Annotated in this window: 24 protein-coding genes and 1 other RNA gene; 2 read left to right on the top strand and 23 right to left on the bottom strand. The window is 33.3% G+C overall.

Features of this window, described 5'->3' with window-relative positions; genetic code table 11:
* Positions 1 to 90: 90 nt before the first annotated feature.
* The 6 genes from HMPREF2597_RS07360 to HMPREF2597_RS07335 all read right to left on the bottom strand — a co-directional run bounded on the left by HMPREF2597_RS07360 (position 91) and on the right by HMPREF2597_RS07335 (position 3,815).
* Positions 91 to 726, bottom strand: a complete 636-nt coding sequence (locus HMPREF2597_RS07360; protein ID WP_002459105.1) for an SDR family oxidoreductase — start codon at positions 724 to 726, stop codon at positions 91 to 93.
* A gap of 127 nt (positions 727 to 853) precedes the next feature.
* Positions 854 to 1,984, bottom strand: a complete 1,131-nt coding sequence (locus HMPREF2597_RS07355) for a THUMP domain-containing class I SAM-dependent RNA methyltransferase (RefSeq protein WP_002478188.1) — start codon at positions 1,982 to 1,984, stop codon at positions 854 to 856.
* 131 nt (positions 1,985 to 2,115) lie between these two features.
* Positions 2,116 to 2,500, bottom strand: an RNA gene (gene rnpB / locus HMPREF2597_RS07350) — RNase P RNA component class B.
* Positions 2,501 to 2,553: 53 nt separating this feature from the next.
* Positions 2,554 to 2,892 carry a cell division regulator GpsB gene (gene gpsB, locus HMPREF2597_RS07345; protein ID WP_002478187.1) on the bottom strand — a complete coding sequence of 113 codons (339 nt, stop codon included), beginning with the start codon at positions 2,890 to 2,892 and terminating at the stop codon, positions 2,554 to 2,556.
* Positions 2,893 to 2,917: 25 nt separating this feature from the next.
* The gene (locus HMPREF2597_RS07340; RefSeq protein WP_002459102.1) at positions 2,918 to 3,472 is read right to left on the bottom strand and encodes an SLOG family protein; all 555 of its coding nucleotides are present in this window, start codon (positions 3,470 to 3,472) and stop codon (positions 2,918 to 2,920) included.
* A 1-nt stretch (position 3,473) separates the two neighbouring features.
* The gene (locus HMPREF2597_RS07335; RefSeq protein ID WP_002478186.1) at positions 3,474 to 3,815 is read right to left on the bottom strand and encodes a DUF1798 family protein; all 342 of its coding nucleotides are present in this window, start codon (positions 3,813 to 3,815) and stop codon (positions 3,474 to 3,476) included.
* 249 nt (positions 3,816 to 4,064) lie between these two features.
* On the opposite strand from HMPREF2597_RS07335, the gene recU reads away from it, so the two are divergent.
* Both recU and HMPREF2597_RS07325 read left to right on the top strand, forming a co-directional pair.
* Entirely contained in the window at positions 4,065 to 4,691 is a 627-nt protein-coding gene (gene recU, locus HMPREF2597_RS07330; protein WP_002459100.1) for a Holliday junction resolvase RecU, read from the top strand.
* Complete coding sequence (locus tag HMPREF2597_RS07325) at positions 4,688 to 6,883, top strand: transglycosylase domain-containing protein (protein WP_002459099.1); 2,196 nt, start codon at positions 4,688 to 4,690, stop codon at positions 6,881 to 6,883. Before recU ends, HMPREF2597_RS07325 begins: the two co-directional genes overlap by 4 nt.
* An 89-nt stretch (positions 6,884 to 6,972) precedes the next feature.
* Here the strand turns inward: HMPREF2597_RS07325 and HMPREF2597_RS07320 are convergent, their stop codons facing one another.
* The 17 genes from HMPREF2597_RS07320 to ndk form a co-directional block, all read right to left on the bottom strand.
* Positions 6,973 to 7,305 (bottom strand): YpoC family protein, encoded by a 333-nt coding sequence (locus tag HMPREF2597_RS07320; RefSeq protein WP_002459098.1) that lies wholly within the window; start codon positions 7,303 to 7,305, stop codon positions 6,973 to 6,975.
* A gap of 6 nt (positions 7,306 to 7,311) precedes the next feature.
* Positions 7,312 to 7,971 (bottom strand): endonuclease III, encoded by a 660-nt coding sequence (gene nth, locus HMPREF2597_RS07315; RefSeq protein ID WP_002478185.1) that lies wholly within the window; start codon positions 7,969 to 7,971, stop codon positions 7,312 to 7,314.
* The gene (locus HMPREF2597_RS07310) at positions 7,961 to 8,647 is read right to left on the bottom strand and encodes a DnaD domain-containing protein (RefSeq protein WP_002459096.1); all 687 of its coding nucleotides are present in this window, start codon (positions 8,645 to 8,647) and stop codon (positions 7,961 to 7,963) included. The genes nth and HMPREF2597_RS07310 overlap by 11 nt, the downstream gene beginning before the upstream one ends.
* 183 nt (positions 8,648 to 8,830) lie before the next feature.
* Positions 8,831 to 10,123 carry an asparagine--tRNA ligase gene (gene asnS / locus HMPREF2597_RS07305; protein ID WP_002459095.1) on the bottom strand — a complete coding sequence of 431 codons (1,293 nt, stop codon included), beginning with the start codon at positions 10,121 to 10,123 and terminating at the stop codon, positions 8,831 to 8,833.
* Positions 10,124 to 10,230: 107 nt separating this feature from the next.
* Positions 10,231 to 12,912: a helicase C-terminal domain-containing protein gene (locus tag HMPREF2597_RS07300; RefSeq protein ID WP_002478184.1), complete on the bottom strand. Its 2,682-nt coding sequence runs from the start codon at positions 12,910 to 12,912 to the stop codon at positions 10,231 to 10,233.
* A gap of 23 nt (positions 12,913 to 12,935) precedes the next feature.
* Positions 12,936 to 13,907 (bottom strand): biotin--[acetyl-CoA-carboxylase] ligase, encoded by a 972-nt coding sequence (locus tag HMPREF2597_RS07295; protein ID WP_002478183.1) that lies wholly within the window; start codon positions 13,905 to 13,907, stop codon positions 12,936 to 12,938.
* Entirely contained in the window at positions 13,894 to 15,096 is a 1,203-nt protein-coding gene (locus tag HMPREF2597_RS07290) for a CCA tRNA nucleotidyltransferase (protein WP_002459092.1), read from the bottom strand. The genes HMPREF2597_RS07295 and HMPREF2597_RS07290 overlap by 14 nt, the downstream gene beginning before the upstream one ends.
* A gap of 12 nt (positions 15,097 to 15,108) precedes the next feature.
* Positions 15,109 to 16,227 (bottom strand): N-acetyl-alpha-D-glucosaminyl L-malate synthase BshA, encoded by a 1,119-nt coding sequence (gene bshA / locus HMPREF2597_RS07285; protein ID WP_002478182.1) that lies wholly within the window; start codon positions 16,225 to 16,227, stop codon positions 15,109 to 15,111.
* 26 nt (positions 16,228 to 16,253) lie between these two features.
* Positions 16,254 to 16,577 carry a nucleotide pyrophosphohydrolase gene (locus HMPREF2597_RS07280; RefSeq protein WP_002478181.1) on the bottom strand — a complete coding sequence of 108 codons (324 nt, stop codon included), beginning with the start codon at positions 16,575 to 16,577 and terminating at the stop codon, positions 16,254 to 16,256.
* Between the two features lie 169 nt (positions 16,578 to 16,746).
* Entirely contained in the window at positions 16,747 to 17,442 is a 696-nt protein-coding gene (locus HMPREF2597_RS07275) for a zinc metallopeptidase (RefSeq protein WP_002459089.1), read from the bottom strand.
* A 45-nt stretch (positions 17,443 to 17,487) separates the two neighbouring features.
* Positions 17,488 to 18,084, bottom strand: a complete 597-nt coding sequence (locus HMPREF2597_RS07270; RefSeq protein ID WP_070817253.1) for a DUF1405 domain-containing protein — start codon at positions 18,082 to 18,084, stop codon at positions 17,488 to 17,490.
* 3 nt (positions 18,085 to 18,087) lie between these two features.
* Positions 18,088 to 18,648: a YpiB family protein gene (locus HMPREF2597_RS07265; RefSeq protein WP_207754588.1), complete on the bottom strand. Its 561-nt coding sequence runs from the start codon at positions 18,646 to 18,648 to the stop codon at positions 18,088 to 18,090.
* 23 nt (positions 18,649 to 18,671) lie between these two features.
* Positions 18,672 to 19,916, bottom strand: coding sequence for a tetratricopeptide repeat protein (locus tag HMPREF2597_RS07260; protein WP_002478178.1), 1,245 nt, complete (start codon positions 19,914 to 19,916; stop codon positions 18,672 to 18,674).
* Positions 19,917 to 19,919: 3 nt separating this feature from the next.
* Complete coding sequence (aroA, locus tag HMPREF2597_RS07255; protein WP_002459085.1) at positions 19,920 to 21,215, bottom strand: 3-phosphoshikimate 1-carboxyvinyltransferase; 1,296 nt, start codon at positions 21,213 to 21,215, stop codon at positions 19,920 to 19,922.
* Positions 21,216 to 21,225: 10 nt separating this feature from the next.
* Positions 21,226 to 22,290, bottom strand: coding sequence for a 3-dehydroquinate synthase (gene aroB / locus HMPREF2597_RS07250; RefSeq protein WP_002478177.1), 1,065 nt, complete (start codon positions 22,288 to 22,290; stop codon positions 21,226 to 21,228).
* Between the two features lie 33 nt (positions 22,291 to 22,323).
* On the bottom strand, positions 22,324 to 23,490 hold the full coding sequence (gene aroC, locus HMPREF2597_RS07245) for a chorismate synthase (protein WP_002459083.1): 1,167 nt from the start codon (positions 23,488 to 23,490) through the stop codon (positions 22,324 to 22,326).
* Between the two features lie 393 nt (positions 23,491 to 23,883).
* Complete coding sequence (gene ndk, locus HMPREF2597_RS07240; RefSeq protein WP_002492333.1) at positions 23,884 to 24,333, bottom strand: nucleoside-diphosphate kinase; 450 nt, start codon at positions 24,331 to 24,333, stop codon at positions 23,884 to 23,886.
* Between the last annotated feature and the right edge of the window lie 139 nt (positions 24,334 to 24,472).

The following is a 24,472-nucleotide window of genomic DNA, read 5'->3' as shown; positions in this document are numbered from 1 at the left end:
ACGTTCTTGAAAATTTTTTTGAGTTTTTTAAAAGTTGATGTGGCTGTACAGCTTTAATTTAATTATTTTTCGACATAGTGACTTGGATTACTACATCCATGCTGGTTTGTCTCCATCAGTATTTGGCTTGTTTACGCCAATATTTTCTTTGGAGTGCAGCGATGGATTTTTTGCTATTTTAACTGCTAAATTAGCAACACTTTTTCTTGATACTTCTGTACCTTTAAATTGCTCTCCTTTTTGGGTCACTTCATAATCGGTTTCATTTTTAAATGTAAACCAGGCTGGACGAATAATTGTATAGTCTAAATTTGAAGCTTCGATAATATCAGCTGCTTTACGGTATTTTAGCAATTTATTACCAAATTGTTCTTTATTAAATTGATTGAATTTATCTGGTAATTCATCATAAATTCCTGGAGCAGCGATAAAGATAAGGCGAGAAACATTTTTTTGTGCCATTGCATTTACAATAGCTGTTGCTTCAGCGTCCATAGAGCCTGATAGACTAGCAAAGACAACATCTACTTTATCCAGCGCTTTAACGATATCTTGTTCATTTTTAGCGTCACCTTCATATACCGTGATGCGATTTGATCTATAGTCGGGTATACGATGCGCATTTCTTAAAAATAAATCTACATTATAAGTTGTATTTTCCAAAAATATTTTAGTAGCTTCAATGGAAACTTTACCATTGGCACCGATAATTAAAACAGTCTTCATATTTATCTCTCCTAACTATGATGTAATTCTTCTGTATATGTTAACTAAAAACTCAGTTATCCTTACTTTACAATAGTAATGATAAGAGTGCGAATGAATTATTTGTGACTAAATTTGTTATTGCAGATTAATATTGCGGTTTTTTACCCCAATATTGATAATAATTACATTCGATATAACCGTTAAATAATTTACGACGTTTTGTCGCTTTACGATTAGCTAAAAACTCAAATTCTTTATTGCTCGTTAAAATGTAAGTTGATAAGAAGGGATGCTGTGCCATCAATTTACCAATGTAACGATACATTGTTTCGACCTCTTCTCTATCGCCGATACGTTCACCATATGGTGGATTGCCTATTAATGCCATTGGTTCTTCACGATGAATAGTTAGTGTATTCACATCTTTAACTTCAAATTGAATGATATCACTTAATCCTACCTCTGCAGCGTTACGTTTAGCAATTTCAATCATATCTGGATCGATATCATAGGCATAGACTTCGACTTCTTTATCATAATCTGCTTGTTGGTCGGCTTCGTTACGCAGTTTTTCATAAAGATCTTCTGGAATAATATGCCATGCTTCAGATACAAATTCCCTATTAAACCCTGGCGCAATATTTTGTGCTATAAGACATGCTTCAATAGCTATTGTTCCTGAACCACAAAAAGGATCGATTAATGGTGTTTGTCCTGTCCAATTTGCTAATTTTATCAAACTTGCAGCTAAAGTTTCTTTTATAGGTGCTTCACCTTGAGCTAAACGATAACCCCGTTTATTTAGCCCAGAACCAGAGGTATCTATCGTTAATAACACATTATCTTTTAAAATCGATACTTCCACAGGGAATTTTGCACCTGTTTCATTTAGCCATCCAGATTCTTGATAAGCATATTTTAAGCGTTCAACAATCGCTTTTTTAGTTATAGCTTGGCAATCAGGTACGCTGTAGAGTGTTGATTTAACGCTTTTTCCTTGGACTGGAAAGCTGCCATCTTTATCAATAATAGTTTCCCATGGTAATGATTTTGTTTGTTCAAATAATTGTTCGAAAGTTGTCGCATTAAAACGACCAACTACAATTTTTACTCGATCAGCGGTACGTAACCAAAGATTGCATTTTACTATGGCAGATTCATCGCCTTCAAAGAATATACGCCCGTTTTCTACCTGAGTTTCATAGCCTAGGTCTTGAATTTCTTTTGCGACCACTGCTTCTAATCCCATTGGACAAACAGCTAATAATTGAAACATGTTTAATCTCCTTTAATTAAGTGATTTCAAAGTCTATTTTAACGAATAATCATAGTTCTGAATAGTTTAGTAATGAAATTACATGAAAAAAGCTCTCCGCACAAAGGGAGAGCTAAACTAGTAAATGATATTTCTGTAAGCCATGTTCTGTTCCGTTGTACTCATAATGTGTACTAGCTGCACTGGTACGCGGGTGGTAATCATCTGTCTACCTATCATCTTATTTCAGATGAAATGTGTCTCGTTTATACGTTGAATTCCGCTAAACAAGTGCTCCTACCTAATTTGGATTGCTCACTCGAGGGGTTTACCGCGTTCCACCTTTTATATTTCTATAAAAGCTACGTCACTGTGGCACTTTCAAATTAATTTAACCTTATCTGATGACTTAGGTTATTTCATTGCCGTCAAATTAATGCCTTGATTTATTATTTCATCAAGCACGAACACTACAATCATCTCAGATTGTGTGAGCATGGACTTTCCTCTATATTGCTATAGCGATTACCCAAAATATCACTTTTGCGATTATACCATATTATATTTCTTAGTAACAAACGTAAATGTCTTTATTTACCAAATACAGCTTTTTCAAGATTTGAAATTCTTTTTAAAATATCGACGTTATTGTTGTTAGAGTTGGCACTGCCAGAAGCGAAAGATTTGTTGTCTTGGGGTCTAGATGTTGCTACACGTAATCTTAATTCTTCCAGTTCTTTTTTTAATTTGTTATTTTCTTCTGATAATTTTACAACTTCACTGTTCATATCTGCCATCTTTTGATAGTCAGTAATAATGTCATCCAGAAAAGCGTCTACTTCTTCTCTTCTGTAGCCACGTGCCATAGTTTTTTCGAAATCTTTCTCATAAATATCTTTAGCTGATAGCTTTAAAGATACATCTGCCATTTTATCCACCTCATTTTTCAAAACTTTAATCTTCAGCCCACTGTAAATCATTAATGAAATCTTGTAATTCATCAAACGTCACAATATCACAAGTATAGTTTGTTTTAGACATAAAATCAACTAACATCGCTTTAAAAAACTTGGGACTCCCCTCTTGCTCTTCATCATAAATAAGTAGCGTCAAATCAGAATGTTCCAGCATAAAGCGGTCAGCCTGTTTAAACTGAAAAGCCCCCTTATATTGACTATGATAAATACTATCCACATAATCTGCTTTGGCTACCAGTTGGTTATAGACTAATTGATTTTGCTCATTCCAGCGTTGCGTATGACCTTCAAATGGTGTGATAATCGCTAATTTTAGTTCGGGATATTGTGCTTTCAACTCAATAACAACTTGAGCTGTCCACAGTTCTATACCCATTTGACCTTGAATTAACACCCATTCTAGTCCTTCATCAAGATAATTTATTAATTTATGACGTATAAATTGTTTTAAATAATAAACTTCCGGAGCGTCATCTTTAAAAATATTCAACTCAAATGATTTATAACCAGTTATATAAATTGTTTTTACCATATTATTCCCCAATTTCAAGTTGTGATGCCATGTAATTTAAAACATAAGTCACATTTTTAAATTTCTCATTAAAAAGTTTGCGACTTGTTCTATAATAATGACATTCAACTGATAATTCTTTCACCATTTGTAAAAATATCTGCCATTTATATTCATTTAAATAAGGTAATGTTACGATGTCATCTTTATAATAGGAAAACTGTGTAAGAAGAGAATCTATTTGCGTGGCATAAGGCTTTACATAACGGTCAAAATCATAATTGCACTGTGATTTTTTAACTTTATTATAGGTAGATTTTATATATTTTAATTCATCATTTAATTGATTAATATATTGTTGCATTTAGGCCTCCCATAAATAAATTTAACATAATTACACAGTGACGTCATTTTAGTATCTTTTTCAGTGTTATTTATGACACATCATTAACTAAATTAACTGAAATATTGTGTTAATTGGCAATAAACGTTAAAATGAAGTGGTTAATGTATAGATTGATATTTTATACATTATTCTCATATAAAAGTTTGGAACATTAAAATGCCTCATGTATAATAAGAAGGGTTTATAACCAAACTGGTGGTGAAAGTAATGAATTATCCAAACGGGAAACCATTTAATTCAAATAAGACTAAGGTCGGACGCAATGATGCCACTATTTCAGGTAATATAGAATATGGTGGGCGCGGAATGTCTTTGGAAAAAGATATAGAATTATCTAATTCTTATTATTTAGACAAAGATATAGCTGTTATTCACAAGAAACCTACACCAGTGCAAATTGTGAATGTTCATTATCCGAAACGAAGTAAAGCAGTTATAAATGAAGCTTACTTTCGTACGCCTTCAACAACTGACTATAATGGTGTTTATCGAAGTCATTATATCGATTTTGAGGCAAAGGAAACGAAAAATAAAACGTCTTTCCCATTAAACAACATTCATGATCATCAAGTTGCGCATATGCAAAAAGCACATGTCCAGCGCGGTATTGTGTTCTTAATTATGCGATTTAAAGTACTTGATGAAGTGTATCTTCTTCCCTATTCTAAGTTTGAATATTTCTGGAAAAGGTACAAAGCGGATGTTAAAAAGTCGATAACAGTTGAAGAAATACGAAAAAATGGTTACCATATTCCTTATCAGTATCAACCTAGATTAGATTACCTCAAAGCTGTTGATAAGTTGATATTAGATGAAAGTGAGGACCGCGTATGACGGAAAAGCAAGGATCTTCTCAACCTAAGAAAGGTAATAATGGGAAATCCAAACAAAAACAGAATAAAAGTGTGAAGAGAACGATTATTAAGATTATAGGTTTTATGTTTATTGCCTTTATCATTCTCGCACTATTAGGTATTTTACTTTTTGCTTATTATGCATGGAAAGCACCCGCATTTACAGAATCGAAATTACAAGATCCTGCGCCTGCTAAAATCTATGATAAAAATGGCAAATTAGTTAAAACACTCGACAATGGTGCTAGACGAGAGCATGTTGATTTGAAGAATGTACCGAAAAACATGAGAAATGCAGTTTTAGCAACTGAAGATAATCGTTTTTATGAACACGGTGCACTTGATTATAAACGTTTATTTGGGGCCGTAGGTAAAAACTTGACTGGTGGCTTTGGTTCACAAGGTGCTTCAACATTGACCCAACAAGTTGTCAAACGATCATTTTTATCAGAAGAGAAATCTATTGGTCGTAAAGCACAGGAAGCATACCTTTCATATCGGTTAGAGCAAGAGTATAGTAAAGATGACATTTTCCAAATGTATCTAAATAAGATTTACTATTCTGATGGTGTATATGGTATTAAAGCTGCAGCTAAATATTATTTCAATAAAGACTTAAAAGATTTAAATTTAGCCGAAGAAGCATATTTAGCTGGTTTACCACAAGTTCCAAATGTTTATAACATTTATGATCATCCAAAAGAAGCAGAAAATCGTAAGGATACAGTTCTTTATTTAATGCATTATCACAATCGCATTAGTAAAAAAGAATGGGAACAAGCGAAGAAAACATCTTTAAAAGATAATCTCGTTCAACGTAGTACAAAAGAACGTCAAACTGGTACGAAAAATCAAGATACGGATTACGATTCTTATGTTAACTTTGTAAAATCTGAACTTATGAATAATGATAAGTTTAAAAATCAAAATCTTGGTGATGTTTTACAAAGCGGAATCAAAATCTATACAAACATGGATAAAGATGTCCAAAAAACATTACAAAATCGTATAGACAACGGTAACTTCTACAAAAATGATGATCAGCAAGTTGGTTCTTCAATTGTAGACAGCAAAACTGGCGGATTAGTTGCTATTTCAGGTGGACGTAATTTCAGAGATGTCGTCGATCGAAACCAAGCTACTGACCCTCACCCTACTGGTTCATCATTAAAACCATTCTTAGCATATGGTCCAGCAATTGAAAATATGCAATGGGCTACAAATCATGCTATTCAAGATGAATCTAGTTATCAAGTTGAAGGTTCTACATTTAGAAACTACGATCAAAAAGGTCATGGAACAGTATCAATGTATGATGCTATTCGACAAAGTTTCAATATACCAGCTTTAAAAACATGGCAAGCAACACGTTCTCAAGCTGGTAACAATGCACCGAAGAAATTTGCATCAAAAGTTGGACTTGATTACAAGAATGAAATTGGTCCGTCTGAAGTACTAGGTGGTTCTTCATCAGAATTCTCACCTACTCAATTAGCTTCAGCATTTGCGTCAATTGCAAATGGAGGAACATACAATAATGCACATTCTATTCAAAAAGTTGTGACTGCAGACGGCGAAACAATTGAATATGATCATTCTAGTCATAAAGCAATGAAAGACTATACGGCTTACATGTTGGCTGAAATGCTTAAAGGTACGTTTTCAGCATATGGTTCAGCATATGGACATGGTGTTTCTGGCGTTAATATTGCAGCGAAAACTGGTACTGGAACATATGGTGAAGAAGTTTATCAAAAATATAATTTACCAGATAGTGCAGCTAAAGATGTATGGATTAATGGTTTCACTCCAAAATACAGTATGTCAGTGTGGATGGGCTTTAAAGAAGTTAAACAATATGGTACAAATTCATTTGTTGGTCATTCTGAACAAGAATATCCACAATATTTACTAGAAGAAGTGATGTCTGATATTTCACCAAGAGACGGTTCAGACTTTAGTAAACCTGACTCTGTAAGTGGTAGTAATAAAGAATCATTATCAGTAGCTAATCACCCTGATAATAATACAACAGGACGAAAAGTTTATGGAAGTAGCGGTTCTAGCGACAGTACTTCAAGCTCAAATCGTTCAAGTAATTCAAACACATCAAGTGGAGCAAGAAACAACTCAAGCAGCACAGGTGGTTTAAGCTCAGTTTTCGGACGATAATAAATTCGTCATAAATGAAATTCCCTCTAAAGCTTTCTTAATTATTTAAGAGATGCTTTAGAGGGAATTTTTTATTATTTAATGCACATTTATGATTTACGGAATTTCAATCTTGTTTGATAGCTTGCAGCCATTTTTATTAATTCGCTTTTTAATGTTTTCATTTGTCTGTAACCCATAAAATGGTATTTTCTAGTTAATAGATATTGATAGCGTTCGTAGAAATTCATTGGAACGATAGGATAAAGTGAGAGTGATTCAAAATCAATTGCAGAAATTTGATTGATTTGTTTGAAGTAATCTATTAACAGTTGAAAATATGCATCAACTACTGGTTTGGCTTCAGCTGAATTTAAATTTCTGGTAGCTGCAAATTGTTCAAGTTGTTGTTCTAATACTTCAAAATCTTGCTTTTCTATCATCTGAAATCACGCTTTCTTTAATTTAAGTTTATATCGTTTTTGTCCTTCTCTACAATCATCAAACAATGGGCATATGTCACATTTTGGTTTTCTTGCAATACAATGATAACGGCCGAAAAATATTAATTGATGATGGCTTTTATTCCAGCGGTCCCTTGGGATTATTGAGCATAACCTATCTTCTACTTGTCGCACATTATCTTTCCATCTATTGATACCTAAGCGTTTTGAGACACGTTCGACATGGGTGTCGACGGCTAAAGCTGGTTCTCCGAATGCTACACTCATCACCACATTTGCCGTTTTACGTCCAACTCCTGCTAAACTTTCTAGTTCTGCATGAGTTTGGGGAATTTGACCATTAAATTTTTCAAGTAGTGAGGTACATAATTTTTTGATATTTTTTGCTTTATTACGATATAAACCAATAGAACGGATATCTTGTTCTAATTCTTCTAATGGTACAGCTAGATAATCTTCAGGTGTTTTATATTTAGTGAATAATGTAGCGGTTACTTTATTTACTAAGTTATCCGTACATTGGGCTGACAAAAGAACTGCAATTGTCAGTTCGAATGCATTATTATGCCTTAGTTCGCATTCTGCATTTGGAAACATATCAGCGATAATATCGATCATTTTTAGCGCTTTCTTTTTACTTATCATCTAAGTTCTCTCCATTTAACCAGTCAAATTTAGGGACTTCTTTAACTGTATGTTTCATTTTAGGCTTATGAAACTGTTCACGAATTTTATTTGTATCATCGATTGTTTTTACATTATTTTTCTTCCAATTAAGCAGTATTCGATCCATATATTTAAAGCTAAGCTTATTTTGCCCCACTGCTTCATCCAAAGCTGCTTGGATGATACTAATGTCGTGATGATCCACATCAATCCACTGATTTAACGTTTCAATTTCATAGGGTGATAACGGTCTAGCAAATATTTGTTCTATCAAAGTGAATAACTGTTGGAATTGATTATCTTCTTGCTTATTTTGACTCTTAAGTTCTTGTTGCTTGAGCAAGGATAATAATTTAGTATAAAACGGATCCAAGTTCATATATTCGGTAAATTTACCTTCTTCATCTTTATTCACATTTAATTCCAATAAATCTAATTGGATAAGATGTTGTATAATTGTGGTGATTTCTCTAGAATCTAGTGTCGATCCTTTTCTTAAGGCTTCTATTGAGGGCTGTTTATTAGAAGTTTCTGCAGCATAAATTAATTTAATAAGAATAACCAAATCTTGTTCATCCATACCTAATTCACTATAATGATCAAATAATTCTCTTCTTAATACGACTGGTCTTGTCTTGAGTTGAAAGATATCCATATATTATCACCTCAATATATTTAGTTTCTATAAAATGGGAGTGAGACAGTTTGTTATCCCACTCCCCTAACCAAAATTCTAAAGTTGTAGATTGCGAGCATTAATAGGCAATCAGTTTAGCGTTAAAATTGTTTATGCCTAATCAATAAGCTTATCATTTCTTACTTAATAAACATGTAAATGTTATGGATAAAGTCTATTTAGTAAGCGTGGGAATGGTGATGTTTCTCGAACATGTTCAACACCTGATATCCACGCAACTGTTCTTTCTAAACCTAAACCAAAACCACTATGTGGAACGCTACCATAGCGACGCAAATCTAAGTAGTAACTATAGCTTTCCTCATCTAAGTGATATTGCTTGATGCGTTCTTCAAGCAATTCTAAATTGTTAATACGTTCTGAACCACCTATAATTTCACCATAACCTTCTGGCGCGATTAAATCGGCACAAAGCACAGTATTGTTATTGTCTGGATTTGGTTGCATATAAAATGGTTTAATTGATGTTGGATAATTTATGATAAACACTGGCAAGTCATAATGATTAGCAATAGCTGTCTCATGCGGTGCACCGAAATCATCGCCCCATTCGATATCATCAAATCCTTGTTCTTTGAGATAATCAATCGCATCATCATAGGTAATACGAGGAAATGGTGTAGCTACCTTTTCTAATTTTGAAGTATCTCTATCTAATAATTTCAATTCTAAAGTACAATTTTCTAATACGGATTGGACCACATGCGCAACATATTGCTCTTGAACCTCTAAACTTTCAGCATGCGTTGTAAAAGCCATTTCTGCTTCAATCATCCAAAATTCAATTAAATGACGACGTGTTTTAGACTTTTCAGCACGGAACGTTGGACCAAATGAAAAAACATTTCTATGAGCCATAGCCGCAGCTTCAAGATATAATTGACCACTTTGAGATAAAAACGCATCTTGATCAAAGTATTTTGTATGGAATAACTCACTTGTGCCTTCAGGTGCACTTGCCGTTAAAATAGGTGGATCAATTTTAGTATAGCCGTGCGTATCAAAAAATTCATAGGTAGCTCTAATAATTTCATTTCTAATTTTCATAACAGCATGTTGTTTTTTTGAACGCAGCCATAAATGACGGTGGTCCATTAGAAATTCTGTGCCATGATTTTTGGGAGTAATTGGGTAATCATGTGCTTCGTGAATTACTTGAATTGATGTGACTTGCATTTCATAGCCGATATCAGAACGATTATCTTCAGATATCGTACCTGTAACATAAAGTGAAGATTCTTGTGTAATATCTTTAGCAAGTTGGAAAGTCTCTTCATCTACGGCAGACTTAACCACGACACCTTGCATAAAACCAGTACCATCTCGAAGTTGTAAAAATGCAATTTTACCACTTGAACGTTTGTTTGTTAACCAAGCTCCAATTGTTACTTCTTGGTTAAGATGTTGTTTTGCTTGCTTAATTGTTGTCTTCATAACTCGTCTCCTATTGTGTATTTCTGTTTATTAATACTCTTTCATTTTAACAAAAGCACTATGTAAGTTCTAGTTGTCCATATTTTATTTTTACTAGTGTTTCAAGCTTATTTAATCTTATTGAGTAATTTATTGAATTGCTGGATATCACCTTTATTCTGACGATAATCTACAAGTACTTGAGAAAAGAAATTTTTATAGTTACTATGAATTAATCTGTCATCAAATGAAATGATTAAACCTTGATCTTCTTCGTTACGAATTAAACGTCCTAATCCTTGTCTAAATCGTGTAACTGCATCAGGTAATACATATTCTTTAAATGTAGATTTGAACTCTGAATCCATCAGCCAATATTTTGTATTATATTTATTCATAAATGGTAATTTAGCAATCATGACACATTTAATGCCATTTGATTGAAAATCAAAACCTTCAAAAAATGTTGATGTGCCTAAAAGTATTGCTTTATCAAAACTATTGAATTGCTGCACAATTTTATAATTTTGATTTTGTTGTTGTGTCAAGACGATATAATCTTCAAATGATGGTAAGTCATTGATAAGTTCTTGTACCATGTGCATCATTTTATAGCTGGTAAATAGAATGAGACATTTTGATTGCGTTTTTTGTGTATAAACTTCTAAATATTGCACGATTGAAGAAACATAATCTTCAATGCTTAAATAGTTATAAGGTTCTACATCAGTAGGTATAAACACATTTGTATTTTTAAGTTGTGGCATTGGATTTTGAACTTCAAATGTATTAAATGAGACAGTTTCGGTAAACCAATTTTTAAAGGCATCAAACGAATGGTTAAATGTTAAAGTACCAGATATAAAAGTTAAAGATTTAAATTTATCTAAAATTTGTGAGGTTAAAACGTCTTTGACATTATAATCTTTAATAAATAAACGAATGGTCGATTTTTGCTGTAAATTTTTTATGGCAATAAACGTCGTGTGATGTTCTAATAAACTGTTTTCAATTGCCTTGTAGCGTTCATTAAGATATAGGAGTTGTTTTCTAAATGATTTAACAGTTTTATGACTCATACCATTAAAGAATTCCAAGGTTTTATTAACTTTTGTAATGACTTGATGTAAATCATTCAAAATGGATTGTGTATCAAAATCATAGACATAATGGTATCGATGAGTGTCATCATCGTGTGTTTCACTGCTGTGTATAATATCAAACATTGTAGTAAATAAGCGTTCATTTAATTCATGAATATCAGTTATATGAGATTTCAAGCCAAAAACATCAATGGGTGGGATGTCTAATTTTTCTAGAATACGTTGTTGTTCTAAGTGATCAATAGCTTTCAATAATTTTTCATTTTCATTTTTACCGATTAAGCCAAGTTGATATTTTATATCTGCATAGTTCAATTCGTTAGTGACTTGATTTAAAGCATAGTCAGGAAGACGGTGTGCTTCATCTATAATACAATCGTCAAATAATTCATAAATAGAATTTTCGTGATCAGAATGAATGAGGTGTGCATGATTTGTTACACCAATTTGAATGTTTTGTGCATTGCGTTTAATATAATTATAAAAATGAACATCGTTTTTTTCTGGAACATATGTTTCAATTTTTTGGTCAAAGTACATCTTTTGACCGCCTTTTAAATTAAGCTCTTGTATGTCGCCAGTTTCAGTCTCAGTTAGCCAGATGAGCAGTTTCATCTTCAAGATACTTACTTCATAATTGATATTTTCATCTTTCAATATTTGACTGATTAATCCTAATGAAATATATTCACTTTTGCTTTTAATCAATAAGGCATTAATTTTAAATTCTAATGCTTGATTGAGTTCAGGGATATCTTTATAAAGTAGTTGATGCTGTAAAAGCTTTGTATTCGTTGAAATCATGACATGTTTATCCGTTTCAATGTTATACATTAAGGCTGCGAGCAAATAAGCTAAGGACTTGCCACTTCCTAGTGGTGCTTCTATCATGGCTTTATCACTATGCATTAATTGATCAAGAATAATTTCAGATAAGTATAATTGTTGTGGCCTATAAGTTAACTTTAATTGCGCCACTACTTTTGAATATAAGTCTTTTAAAGAGCCATTAAAGTCTGTTTTTGGCGCTTTTAAATCGATTTGTTTTTTATACATAATTTGTTCAAAACGGTCGAATTTGTTACCTGGCAAAGCGTTTTTATATTGGCGTACCATTTCAAACAAAATATGATACAAGTCATATTTTAAGTTTTTGCTTAAATAATATAGTTGTTTTAACGTGTCTAGCGGTAATGTTTCAAACTTTTGAAATGCTTTAATCATTAATTTTGCAGTTGTTGTTGCATCTTCATCGGCACGGTGCGCATTATCTAATGGAATATGGTGTGCCTCTGCCAATTCACTCAGCTGATAACTTTTATCTGTAGGGAAAGCAATTTTAAATAATTCAACAGTATCAATCACCTTTTTGGGTTGAAAATGGATATGATTACGTTTAAATGCCTTTTTAATAAAAGTTAAATCGAAAGAAACATTGTGCGCAACAAACACGGAATCTTTAAGCTGTTTATAGACGTCTTCTGCAACTTCATGAAAATATGGTGCTTGCTTTAACATATCTTCTTCTATTGAAGTGAGCGCTTGTATAAATGGAGGGATTTCTACATCAGTGTTAATCATTGAATGGTAGGTACCTACAATTTTTTGGCCACGAACGAATGTGATACCTATTTGAATAATTTCATCGTAATCAAGCTGGTTACCGGTCGTTTCTAAGTCAACAACGGCGTAACTTGTTTGCCCCATGATTATCTCTCCTTAACTCATGATTATATTTCAATATCTGCACTCATTAAACGGCGCATATTCCCTTGGTTATCTCTGACAATTAAAAAGCCGTTATAATCTATATCTTCCGCTTCACCCATAAATTGCGTGCCATTTTCAGTGAATTTTATTTGACGCTGCCAAATGTTAGATGCTTTGATATATTCATCACGGATGGTATTAAATGGCTGTGTAAGAAACTGTTGATAGCGATAAACAATTTGTGAGATAAGCTGATCAAAAAATGCATAGCGATTAATTTTATGTGTGGCATGGAGGCGTATGCTCGTTGCTCTGGACTTAATTTCTTCTATAAAATCATCTTCAGTATGATTCATATTAATGCCAATACCACAAATGATTGCTTCAACAGCATCGTAATTCGCAACCATTTCAGTTAAGAAGCCGCAAACTTTTTTATCACCGATATAAATATCATTTGGCCATTTTATTTTAACCTCATCATTCGCAAATGCTTGAATAGCATCGCGAATACCTAAAGCAATAAATAGGTTGAACTTAGGCATCATATCAAATGGTACATTAGGTCTTAAAACAACTGACATCCACAAGCCTTTCCCTTTAGAGGAACTCCAATTTCGGTTAAAGCGACCACGTCCTTTTGTTTGTTCATCACTCAATATTAGATAAGATTTAGAATTATTAACTAACATTTGTTTAGCAATTATTTGTGTCGAATCGGCTGTGCGATAAACTTCTATTTGATCAAATATCTGATGTTTGTTAACAATAGGTTTAATAATGCCTAAATACCATTGATCAGGTAACGATTTCAACTGATGTCCTTTGTGATTAATCGATACGATGTCGCAACCTTCGACTTTTAATTGGTCAATAATTTTCTTTACAGCTGCACGTGAGATGTTTAATTGATTGGCAATATGCTGTCCTGAAATGTATGTGTTGTGATGTTGATATAGCATATTAATCACATCTTGACTATATTTCGACATGTTTTTTCACCCACTTCAATATCTGTTCTTTATTATTTTGCACATTGTTGTTGACAATTGCTACTTCAATCATTCTTAATACCGTTTTAATCCAAGGACCACGTTTTTTATTGAAGAAGTTAATTAAATCATAACCACTTATTGCGATATCTTGACGCTGATTTATAATAAGTGATTGTGATATATCGTGAATCACTTCAGGATTAATGATAACAGGATTACCTACTTTTATATGCTGATCTTGAAACATTTGACGATGGTTTAAGATTTCTAATAAAGAATGACTGCCATAGTCATATACTAATAGACGTAAATCTTGTTTTGATTTTATCTTATTCAAAAGTTGAAGCAAAGATAGCAATTGTTTAATCTTTTGTTTCTCGTTGTTACTTATTTTGAGAGAAGTAAGAGAAAATTGACTATTTGTTGCAAACAACAATGATGCAATCCATAGTTCGAAAGACATAGGCTCTGTTACTATAAATTTGTTCATATCTATAGATTCAAAGAATGGGATATGGTTAAACAACCCTAGCTGAATCATATGCTTGTAACTGGATGACACATAATGCCCTTGTATTAATTTTTTTAATTCAACGATAATACGTTCTATAGATAAGTAAGCTGTATCTGCCACACGTTGTTGCATGGCAAGAAATGTTGTTGTATCAATTGTAAAGCCTAATTGAGCCTCGAAACGGAGACCACGTAATATTCGCAGAGCATCTTCTTCAAATCGCTCATGAGGCTCTCCTACCGTTCGGATAATGTGTTGCTTAATATCAGCTTGTCCACCAAAGTAATCGTAGATTTGATAAGATTTGTCCATTGCAATGGCATTCATGGTAAAATCACGACGTTCAACATCTTGATACAAATTTCTGACAAACGTTACCTCACTAGGGCGACGATGGTCTGTATATTCTTCTTCTGCTCGAAATGTAGTTACTTCATAATTATGCTGTCCATAAACAACATTGATTGTGCCATGTGCTTTGCCAATAGGAATTGTATGCTGAAATATTGTTTCAATTTCATCAGGTGTAGCGCTTGTTGTGATATCAATATCATGTATATCTCGTCCCATAATATAGTCACGCACTGATCCACCTACAAAATAAGCCTCGTAACCGTGTTGCTGAATTTTTGTTAGTAAAGGTTTTGCTTGTTCAAATAATCTATATGACATCTGATACCTCTTTTACTGTAACATTTTATTGTAATAATATTCATATTGGTCAGTAATAAGTTCTGAGCCAAAACGTTCTTTAATATCCTTTAGCATATTGTGTTGTATCGTCTGATATAATTGTGGATTATTTAATAGTTCTAGCACATATTCACTAGCCTGTGCACTATCACCAACGTCAACGATATAACCTGTTTCTCCATGCTTGATAACTTCTTTAATGCCTCCTGCGTTTGAGCCAATCGGTACGACGCCTGTCTTCATCGCTTCCAACAAGCTTAACCCAAAACTTTCCTTTTCACTTAAAAGTAAGACAATATCTGCAAGTTGATAAAATTCACTCACACAATCTTGCTTTCCTAAAAATAACACATGATCTTCTACATTAAGGTCACGTGCTTTTTGACGCATATCACAGAGTTCAGGGCCATCACCCAACAATAATAACTTACTTGGTATGGATTGATGTACTTTTGCAAAAGTCTCAATTATAGTATCTATGCGTTTAACACGTCTAAAATTAGATACATGAATAAGTACGCTCTCCTCAGGAAGAATACCATACATGTTCTTTAGAGACTCATCATGTTTTGTCGGAAATTCATCCTCACGCACAAAGTTATAAATAGGAATGATATCTTTGTCAGTCTCAATAATATCTTTAGTTTGTTTAGCTAATGACTGACTGACGCTTGTCACTATGTCACTTTCTTCGATTCCGAATTTTATAGCATCTTTTAATGTGTGGTCATAACCAAGTACTGTGATATCTGTGCCATGAAGTGTTGTCATGATTTTTATATCTTTACCAGACATTTGGCGAGCAAGTATGCCGCAAACAGCATGTGGAACTGCGTAATGCATGTGTAATATATCTAAATCATACTCTTTAATAACTTCCGCAATTTTTGTACTTAAAGTGATATCATAAGGCGGATATTGAAATACGGCGTATTGATTAACTTCAACTTGATGAAAAGTGACGTTTGGCAAAGGCTTTCTAATTCTAAATGGTAGATTTGAAGTAATAAAATGAACTTCATGACCACGTTCTGCCATCTTAATGCCGAGTTCTGTAGCAATAATTCCCGAGCCACCCATTGATGGGTAGCATGTAATCCCAATTTTCATTTAGCCATAACTCCCTTCCTATTACATCAAGACTTGCGCTCAAAACGGTTTTTATCACGTGTATTAAACTTTTTCATCGTTTCATTAAAGCTGTCAGTCATATCAATGTTTAAAGAGTTAGCGATGCAAAGAAGTACAAATAAATTGTCCCCTAGTTCGGCTTTTACGGTGTTATCTTCTTCTGAATCTTTCTTTTGTTTCTCACCATAATAATGATTAATTTCTCTAGCTAATTCGCCAACTTCTTCTGTTAAGCGTGCTAAGTTGGCTAAAGGAGAAAAGTATCCCGCTTTAAATTGACTGATGTATGCATCGACTTCTTTTTGCATCTCTTTCATAGATTTAGTCATTGTCATTCTCCTTTAATAATTATGTCTTATATAGTATATATCAAAAATTCTGAACATGCATTCGTCGTGCAATGACAAATAAAAAACAAGGTACAACTTGTGCACCTTGTTAAAGAATATGGCTATACGAATATCTCAAAATTGTAGCATTAAATGCTATATTTACTTGTTAATCACTAGAACGCGCAATAAGGATAAGTCTTACAAGTTCAGCAACAGCTGTTGCAGTAGCTGCCACATATGTCATCGCAGCGGCTGATAAAACTTTTTTAGCATGTTTATATTCTTTTTCATTTACAATATTTAAGCTTTGTATTTGTTTCATAGCACGTGAGCTGGCATCAAACTCTACTGGTAAAGTAACGATTGAAAACAATACGGCTAGTGACATTAATCCTGCACCAACCCATAACGCTGTTGAGCCAAAAGCACTACCAAGTGTTGTTAATACAATACCTAATAAGACAAGCATATAACTTAGTGAACTACCAATATTTGCAAAAGGTACTAACGCTGTTCTAAAGCGTAAGAATGCATAACCTTGTGCATGTTGAATTGCATGCCCAACTTCGTGCGCAGCAATTGCTGTGCCAGCTACAGATGGACGATCAAAGTTAGCTGGAGATAAACAAACGACTTTCTTTTTTGGATCGTAGTGATCTGTTAAAAAGCCTTCTCCTCGTACTACTTCGACATCATAAATACCGTTAGCATGCAGGATTTCTTCAGCGACTTCACGTCCTGTTTTACCACTTGTAGATCTGACTTGTGAATATTTTTCATAATTTGACTTTACGTTGTGTTGTGCCCACATAGGAATCGCCATAATGATGACAATATAAATTATATAAGACATTAAAGACATTAAACTCACTCTCCCTTTGATAATATTTTACTGAGAACACGCACATTAAGCAAATAATTTAAACTTTAATATGGAACCAAATATATAATATAACAGAATATTCATGAAACTTAAACATACTGTAAATACAGCAATTGGAACAAGGTGCATAGCGATAAAGTCATATATAGGATACTGCTCAAATAGATAGTCTATCGCATCGTTAATGAATAGCCATAATGAACCAACTACTATTGCAAAAGACGAACGTTGTAGTCGTGGATAAATATAACATGCTTCCATAGCCATTATGGCGTGAGATAATAGCAGGAGTAGACCATTTATTGTTATATCATGATTTTCAATAAACATTAAAATGTTCATGCTGACAGCCCAAATACCATATTTAAACAATGTTAAAAAAGCTAGAGTACCAACAATACCACAACGTTTATTGTTCAAGAAGCAATATAATGTTAAACATAAAAATAACGAAGCGGTTGGACTATCAGGTACAAATGGTAAAAAATACCATGTTGTTGAAGATAATTGTTCAGCATACCAGTAATAGCCATATAACGTACCTATAACATTGCAAAACAAAAGCAATAAAAGAAACGGTTTATAATATAAGGATAGTTCCCAAATTTCACGAATGCGCATAATTTAATCCTCTAGATTGTTATTAGTCATGTGTTGAGCTTTAATCGTATTTAGAACATGTGTTAATTGCGTAAAACGTTCTGTGTCATGCATCAATAAACTTAAATCAATATTTTCATACAGCTGACTTAAAAATTGATGTTGTAACGTACTATTTGAAGATAAGGTATGAATATAAGGTAAATAGGATTGGTATCGCTCAGATTGTACTATTTGTGCTAAAATAAGCTGTTCTAATTTCGCATCCGGTCCGACGTGAAGTGGAAAATGTATTAAGATATCAAATGGTGTAGATTGTGAAATAATGACATTAAAAATCTCATTAGAATTAATAAGGTGGTTATGATGATATTTATACTGAATTGCTTCATCATCAGCACCAACAAGTGAAAGCTCAAGTGTTGGGTGAGATGGAATCTTTTCTACAACAAAATGAATTTGGCTAAGCATTTTATCAGATGCTTTAATATAGTTAAGTAACCAAACACTTATACGTGATTTAAAATGATAATGAAACAAAGCATATTCTATATAGCTTTGTTTCATTTGTGTAAGTGAATCCATCTGCACTATATTACCCCCTCTTATCAATTTTCAAGTCTAGCGGTTTCTTCGTGCCAAATTTCATTGCTAGGATCTAATTCTAACAGTTGATTTAAAATTTGTTGCGCATGATTTTTGTCACCAATTTCTAATAAATAGTAATAATAATCACTTAAAAATGCACTCTGCGTCTTAAGGGTTGGATAGGCTAATTCAAAGAAATGCTGAGCCTCTTTATCGCGTTCTTCTTGGCCAAAAGCAAAAGCAAGGTGCCATGTAAATACGGGATCTAAATCTTCTTCGTCTACATATTGCAAGAGGTTAATCAACGCTTCATAATCTTCTTCAGAACGGAATAAATCAGCTAATAATAGTAATGGCTCGTGATAAGCATTATCCACTTCTAGAGCTTGTTTGAGTAATGCGACACCTTCATTAGCGTCTCCATGTTCTATTTCAATACTACCAGTTGAAACCATTAACTCTTTATAAAATTGACTTAATCGTAGACCTTCTTTACCAATTTCTATTGCATCAGCATAATTCTTTTCATGTTCATATAATTGTTGAAGGTAATAATAACCTTGTAAAAAGTCTGGATCTTTGGTTAACAAAGTAGTCATGATTTTAATGGCTTCTAATGACAAATCATTTTTCTCATACGCAATTGCTTTTTTAAAATAATCATCGGATGTCATTTCTTCATCGCTGATTTCATCAAATAAACGGATGGCATCGGAATAATTACCACTTTGTAAACTACAATCAGCCATACGCGCAAATAAATTAATACCATTAATTTCATATTCACCAGTGTCTAACACTGTTTGGTACTCATGTGTCGCGCGCAGATACTGACCGTCATAATACAATATTTCTGCCAAAGCAAAGTGTATAATTGGATCGTTGGGTTCGAGATCTCGAGCTTCTATTAATTTATCAATAGCGACCTCTAACATATTTATTTGTTGATAAAGGTCGGCTTCAAGCATTAATTTCTCTGTTGAGGTTTCAACGTGGCTTAAATATTCGAGCGCTTCATCTGTTTGATTTTCAGCCATTAGTCCCTCAATAAAATAAATCAGCAATTCACTTTCATCGGGATATTTATGATAAAGTGTTCTAAAAACTTCTAATCCTTGAGGCATGAGGCCAAAATTATACAATGTTTCGCCTAAGATAAACAAAGCATCATCATTTGGAGATGTTAATGCATCGTTTACACGAGAATCTATATTGTCTATTTTTTGTAGATTGATATCGTCTATCAATTTGTAGATATCTTCCATTTGTTATTCTCCCTCATTTTCTAACTGCTTTAATTTTGATAAGAAACCTGGAAAAGAAACATTTACAGCATCGAACTGTTTAATTTCAAGTGGTTCTGATGAAAGTAATGATCCAATGGCTAACATCATACCAATACGATGATCGGATAAGCTATCAACTACTGCAGCTCTCGTCAATGATGATGGATGGATGATTAGGCCGTCCGCAGTGGGTTGAATATCAAATCCTAATAAGCCTAGCATATCTGCAGTTGTATCAATACGGTTTGTTTCTTTCACTTTTAATTCTGTAGCATCTTTAATAATGCTTGTACCTGTTGCTTGTGTACATAGTAACGCGATAATTGGTAATTCATCAATCGATTTAGGCACAAGCTCACCATCAATATGAATTGGTTTTAAATTTGGTGTATATTGAACATGAATTGATGCAGTAGGTTCAGCCTCTTGTGTTTGATTTAAAAGTTCAATGTGCGCACCCATTTTTAGTGCGATATCTATAATACCTGATCGTGTTGGATTAATGCCAACGTTATGAATTGTAATATCACTGCCAGGTGTAATTAAAGCTGCCACAATAAAGAAAGCAGCTGATGAAATATCGCCAGGTACAGTGAAATCACGTGCTTTAATATGTTGAATAGCATTCTTTGGTACTGTAATAGATTTACCATCAATCGTAATTGGAATATTAAAATGTTTAAACATTGTTTCAGTATGATTTCTACTTAATTCTTTCTCTATAACTGTCGTGCTATCATTGGCAAATAAACTTGCAAGCAGTATCGCACTTTTAACTTGTGCACTTGCAACCTCCATCTCGTATCGAATACCATGAATATTTCCTGGTTGAATAATGAGTGGCGTGTAATTATTATCAACACTTGAAATATTAGCTTGCATTAATTGCAGGGGTTTAAGTATACGATCCATAGGTCTTTTTCCAATTGAAATATCACCTGATAAAACGCTTTGAATTCCAACGCCACTTAGTAATCCTGCTAATAATCTTGTTGTTGTACCTGAATTACCAGTATATAGTACTTGATGAGGTGTCTTAAAGTTCCTATAACCAGGAGAATCGATATAAACATTATCATCTTTAATGGTAATATCTACACCAAGTAACTTGAAGATATTTAATGTTCTCAAACAATCTTCACCTAAAAGCGGTTGATAAATAGCTGTTTTTCCAGATGCTAATGAAGCTAACATAATAGCGCGATGTGTCATAGATTTATCACCAGGAACCGTTATTTCACCTTTGAGTGGACCTGTAATATGAATAGTTTGTGTCATGCTATATCACCTACTTATAATATGATAATAAATCTTTAAATGCCTTATGAAGTATGTCTTTATCTACGTGCTGAACAACCGGTTGTCCAATAGATTTAAGTAATACCATTTGAATACCCTTACCATTATTTTTCTTATCACCTAACATGAGATGATATAGTTGATCAAACTGCATTGTTGAAATAAATTGCGTTGGGTATTGTAATTTCTCTGCATAGTCTACAAAGTGTTTAATATTAAAGTTTGATCTTAATATTTCATTAGCAACTATAAATTGATAAATGATACCGAACATAATCGCGTGACCATGAGGGATTTTATATTGATATTCTATTGCGTGACCAAAAGTATGACCCAAGTTTAAAAATTTTCGTTTGCCTTGCTCTTTTTCATCCTCAGTGATAATTTCAAGTTTAGTTTGAATGCCTTTAAAAATAAAATGCTCAATATCTTTTAAAGATTGTAATTTTGATTGGTTTGGAAAGGCGTTTTCTATAGATTGAAAGTCATACGGATTGGATAATAATGCATGTTTATATACTTCGGTATAACCACTTAATACTTCTTCATATGGCAATGTTTGAAGAAAATCCAAGTCATAGACGACAGCATTAGGACGATGAAATGCTCCAATTAAATTCTTACCATGTTGAGAATTAATGCCTACTTTACCACCAACGCTTGAATCATGAGCCAAGATGGTTGTTGGCACTTGAATAAAATGGACACCTCTTAATAAGGTTGCTGCCAAAAATCCTGTAAAATCTCCTGTAGCACCACCACCAATCGCAACTAAACATGTTTCACGCGTTGGTTGATAACTAAGTATTTGTTCAATGACTTGATGATAATGGTCAAATGATTTGGTACGTTCTCCTGCTGGAATGGTAATTTTGATTGCATGTTGCGCAGTTACATAATCATTAATTTTGGCTTTGAAGTTAAAATCTACATATTCATCAACTATAACGAAAATTTTATCATAGTCATCTGTGACGCTTGATAGATATTGAAATGCACCGTGTTCTACAATAATGGGATAATTATTTGTGTCATAAGTTGTTGTTAATTCCATTGAATACACCTTCTATTTATTGATTAAACTTGTCTAAAATTCAATATTTAATTGACGACGTTCTTCGATTTGTGACACAAGTTGCTCCATGTGGTTAGATTGAAATTCTTCAAGTATTGCTTTCGCTATTTCAAAGGCAACGACATGTTCACAAACTACACTTGCGGCAGGTACAGCACAACTGTCGGAACGTTCAATGGTTGCTTTAAAGTCCTCTTTCGTATTAATATCTACTGAATTTAAAGGTTTATATAATGTTGGAATAGGTTTCATCACACCATTAATAATTAGTGGCATACCGTTTGTCATTCCACCTTCAAAGCCACCTAGATGATTTGTAGCTCTATAATATCCTTTATTTTTATCGTAATGAATTTCATCTTGAATCGCACTTCCAGGTTTTTCAGCAGCTTTAAATCCTTCACCGAAACTCACACCTTTAAAGGCATTAATACTAACAACACCTTGAGCAATACGACCATCTAATTTTCTATCGTATTGTACATAACTGCCAACACCAACTGGCATATGTTCAACCATCACTTGAACAACACCGCCAATTGAGTCCCCTTCTCGTTTAGCTTCGTCTATTTTATCGCGCATTGCTTGAGCAATCTTGTCATCAACCACACGTACATCATTTTTATCAATATTTGATTTGAAAGTGTTTGGATCGTATAAAGCTTTGTCTTTAATACCACCAATCTCTACAACACGACTGTACATATTTATACCAAGCTGTGCCAATAATAGTTTACATACTGCACCTACAGCTACGCGTGCAGCTGTTTCTCTTGCAGAAGAACGCTCTAAGACATTTCTCAAATCTCTATGATTATATTTCATACCACCAATTAAATCGGCATGACCTGGTCTCGGTTTAGTAATGGTTCGCTTCATTTCTTGTTGTTCTTTTGCTGTGATTGGTTCTACACCCATGATATTGCGCCAATGAGTGAAATCATCATTTGTTACGACAATAGTAATTGGACTTCCCAATGTATAGCCATTTCTAACGCCAGAAACAATTTGTACGGCATCTTTTTCTATTTGCATTCTACGTCCTCTTCCATAACCGCCTTGACGTTTAAACATTTCCTTATTAATATCTTCTGCGTTGATCGCTAAATTTGCAGGAACACCTTCAATAATAACAGTAAGTTGTGGACCATGTGATTCACCGGATGTTAAATATCTCATGATGATTAGCTCCTTCCCATATGTTAATAATTCTCATATGTTCTTATGTTACCATATATGGAAAAGTAAAATAATAAAAATTAAGGGAGTAACTATTTTAGATCAAGCTATTAGGAATAGATATGACTATAGAACAATCTTCTTTAATTAACTGTCTGGGACATAAAGTTCTTAGACAAGTAAAAAAGGAAAATTTCTATTGAAATAGTATTGAAATTGCCTTTTCTAAGTATGTTGATATAAAATTACATATCAATGAGACGTATTGAATAAAAAAGAAGCATTCAGATGAATTGAATTCATCTGAATGCTATTTTTCTAGGAATTATGCCCTAGATTGCTAGAGATATAGATGTCATACCTCTTAAGATTGGATAAAATGAACTTATGAAATTATTCGTATAACCACTTATCCCTAGGTGCTGAATAGTTACTGATTTCATTTTCATCAAACCATAAATGAATTTCTCTTTCAGCCGAAGCTAATGAATCAGAACCATGAATAACATTTCTCCCAACAGTTAAACCTAAATCACCTCTAATTGAACCTGGTGCTGCTTCTGCTGGATTAGTTTGACCAATAATATGACGAGACACATTAACGGCATTCTCTCCTTCAACTACCATTGCAAATACAGGAGCTGAAGTGATAAATGAAATCAATCCATCGTAAAAAGGTTTACCTTTATGTTCGGCATAATGTGCTTCGGCTAATGAAGTTGGTACAGTCATCAACTTTGCGCCTACAAGCTTTAAACCTTTATTTTCAATTCTAGAAATAATATTTCCTATTAAATTACGCTGTACAGCATCTGGTTTTAGCATTAAAAATGTTCGTTCCACTGTGTATCCCCCTGTTTTCATGTTCCAAAAATGATTATCCTTTACACTATTTTTATGTATATGTGTGTGTAGCATGTAAGAAACCTGCTACTAACTTAATAGTAACAGGTGTTTAAAGCGCTTTCAAGATATTAATTTG

This window comes from Staphylococcus sp. HMSC063A07, assembly GCF_001836955.1.
GTDB lineage: Bacteria > Bacillota > Bacilli > Staphylococcales > Staphylococcaceae > Staphylococcus > Staphylococcus lugdunensis.
Note: the sequence above shows the minus strand (reverse complement) of the source record. Positions and strands in the feature narration are given on the sequence as shown.

Excerpts from the sequence above, each read along its gene's own strand:
- HMPREF2597_RS07360 (WP_002459105.1), bottom strand. The coding sequence starts at position 726 with ATGAAGACTGTTTTAATTATCGGTGCCAATGGTAAAGTTTCCATTGAA.
- HMPREF2597_RS07355 (WP_002478188.1), bottom strand. The coding sequence starts at position 1,984 with ATGTTTCAATTATTAGCTGTTTGTCCAATGGGATTAGAAGCAGTGGTC.
- gpsB (WP_002478187.1), bottom strand. The coding sequence starts at position 2,892 with ATGGCAGATGTATCTTTAAAGCTATCAGCTAAAGATATTTATGAGAAA.
- HMPREF2597_RS07340 (WP_002459102.1), bottom strand. The coding sequence starts at position 3,472 with ATGGTAAAAACAATTTATATAACTGGTTATAAATCATTTGAGTTGAAT.
- HMPREF2597_RS07335 (WP_002478186.1), bottom strand. The coding sequence starts at position 3,815 with ATGCAACAATATATTAATCAATTAAATGATGAATTAAAATATATAAAA.
- recU (WP_002459100.1), top strand. The coding sequence starts at position 4,065 with ATGAATTATCCAAACGGGAAACCATTTAATTCAAATAAGACTAAGGTC.
- HMPREF2597_RS07325 (WP_002459099.1), top strand. The coding sequence starts at position 4,688 with ATGACGGAAAAGCAAGGATCTTCTCAACCTAAGAAAGGTAATAATGGG.
- HMPREF2597_RS07320 (WP_002459098.1), bottom strand. The coding sequence starts at position 7,305 with ATGATAGAAAAGCAAGATTTTGAAGTATTAGAACAACAACTTGAACAA.
- nth (WP_002478185.1), bottom strand. The coding sequence starts at position 7,971 with ATGATAAGTAAAAAGAAAGCGCTAAAAATGATCGATATTATCGCTGAT.
- HMPREF2597_RS07310 (WP_002459096.1), bottom strand. The coding sequence starts at position 8,647 with ATGGATATCTTTCAACTCAAGACAAGACCAGTCGTATTAAGAAGAGAA.
- asnS (WP_002459095.1), bottom strand. The coding sequence starts at position 10,123 with ATGAAGACAACAATTAAGCAAGCAAAACAACATCTTAACCAAGAAGTA.
- HMPREF2597_RS07300 (WP_002478184.1), bottom strand. The coding sequence starts at position 12,912 with ATGGGGCAAACAAGTTACGCCGTTGTTGACTTAGAAACGACCGGTAAC.
- HMPREF2597_RS07295 (WP_002478183.1), bottom strand. The coding sequence starts at position 13,907 with ATGTCGAAATATAGTCAAGATGTGATTAATATGCTATATCAACATCAC.
- HMPREF2597_RS07290 (WP_002459092.1), bottom strand. The coding sequence starts at position 15,096 with ATGTCATATAGATTATTTGAACAAGCAAAACCTTTACTAACAAAAATT.
- bshA (WP_002478182.1), bottom strand. The coding sequence starts at position 16,227 with ATGAAAATTGGGATTACATGCTACCCATCAATGGGTGGCTCGGGAATT.
- HMPREF2597_RS07280 (WP_002478181.1), bottom strand. The coding sequence starts at position 16,577 with ATGACTAAATCTATGAAAGAGATGCAAAAAGAAGTCGATGCATACATC.
- HMPREF2597_RS07275 (WP_002459089.1), bottom strand. The coding sequence starts at position 17,442 with ATGTCTTTAATGTCTTATATAATTTATATTGTCATCATTATGGCGATT.
- HMPREF2597_RS07270 (WP_070817253.1), bottom strand. The coding sequence starts at position 18,084 with ATGCGCATTCGTGAAATTTGGGAACTATCCTTATATTATAAACCGTTT.
- HMPREF2597_RS07265 (WP_207754588.1), bottom strand. The coding sequence starts at position 18,648 with ATGGATTCACTTACACAAATGAAACAAAGCTATATAGAATATGCTTTG.
- HMPREF2597_RS07260 (WP_002478178.1), bottom strand. The coding sequence starts at position 19,916 with ATGGAAGATATCTACAAATTGATAGACGATATCAATCTACAAAAAATA.
- aroA (WP_002459085.1), bottom strand. The coding sequence starts at position 21,215 with ATGACACAAACTATTCATATTACAGGTCCACTCAAAGGTGAAATAACG.
- aroB (WP_002478177.1), bottom strand. The coding sequence starts at position 22,290 with ATGGAATTAACAACAACTTATGACACAAATAATTATCCCATTATTGTA.
- aroC (WP_002459083.1), bottom strand. The coding sequence starts at position 23,490 with ATGAGATATTTAACATCCGGTGAATCACATGGTCCACAACTTACTGTT.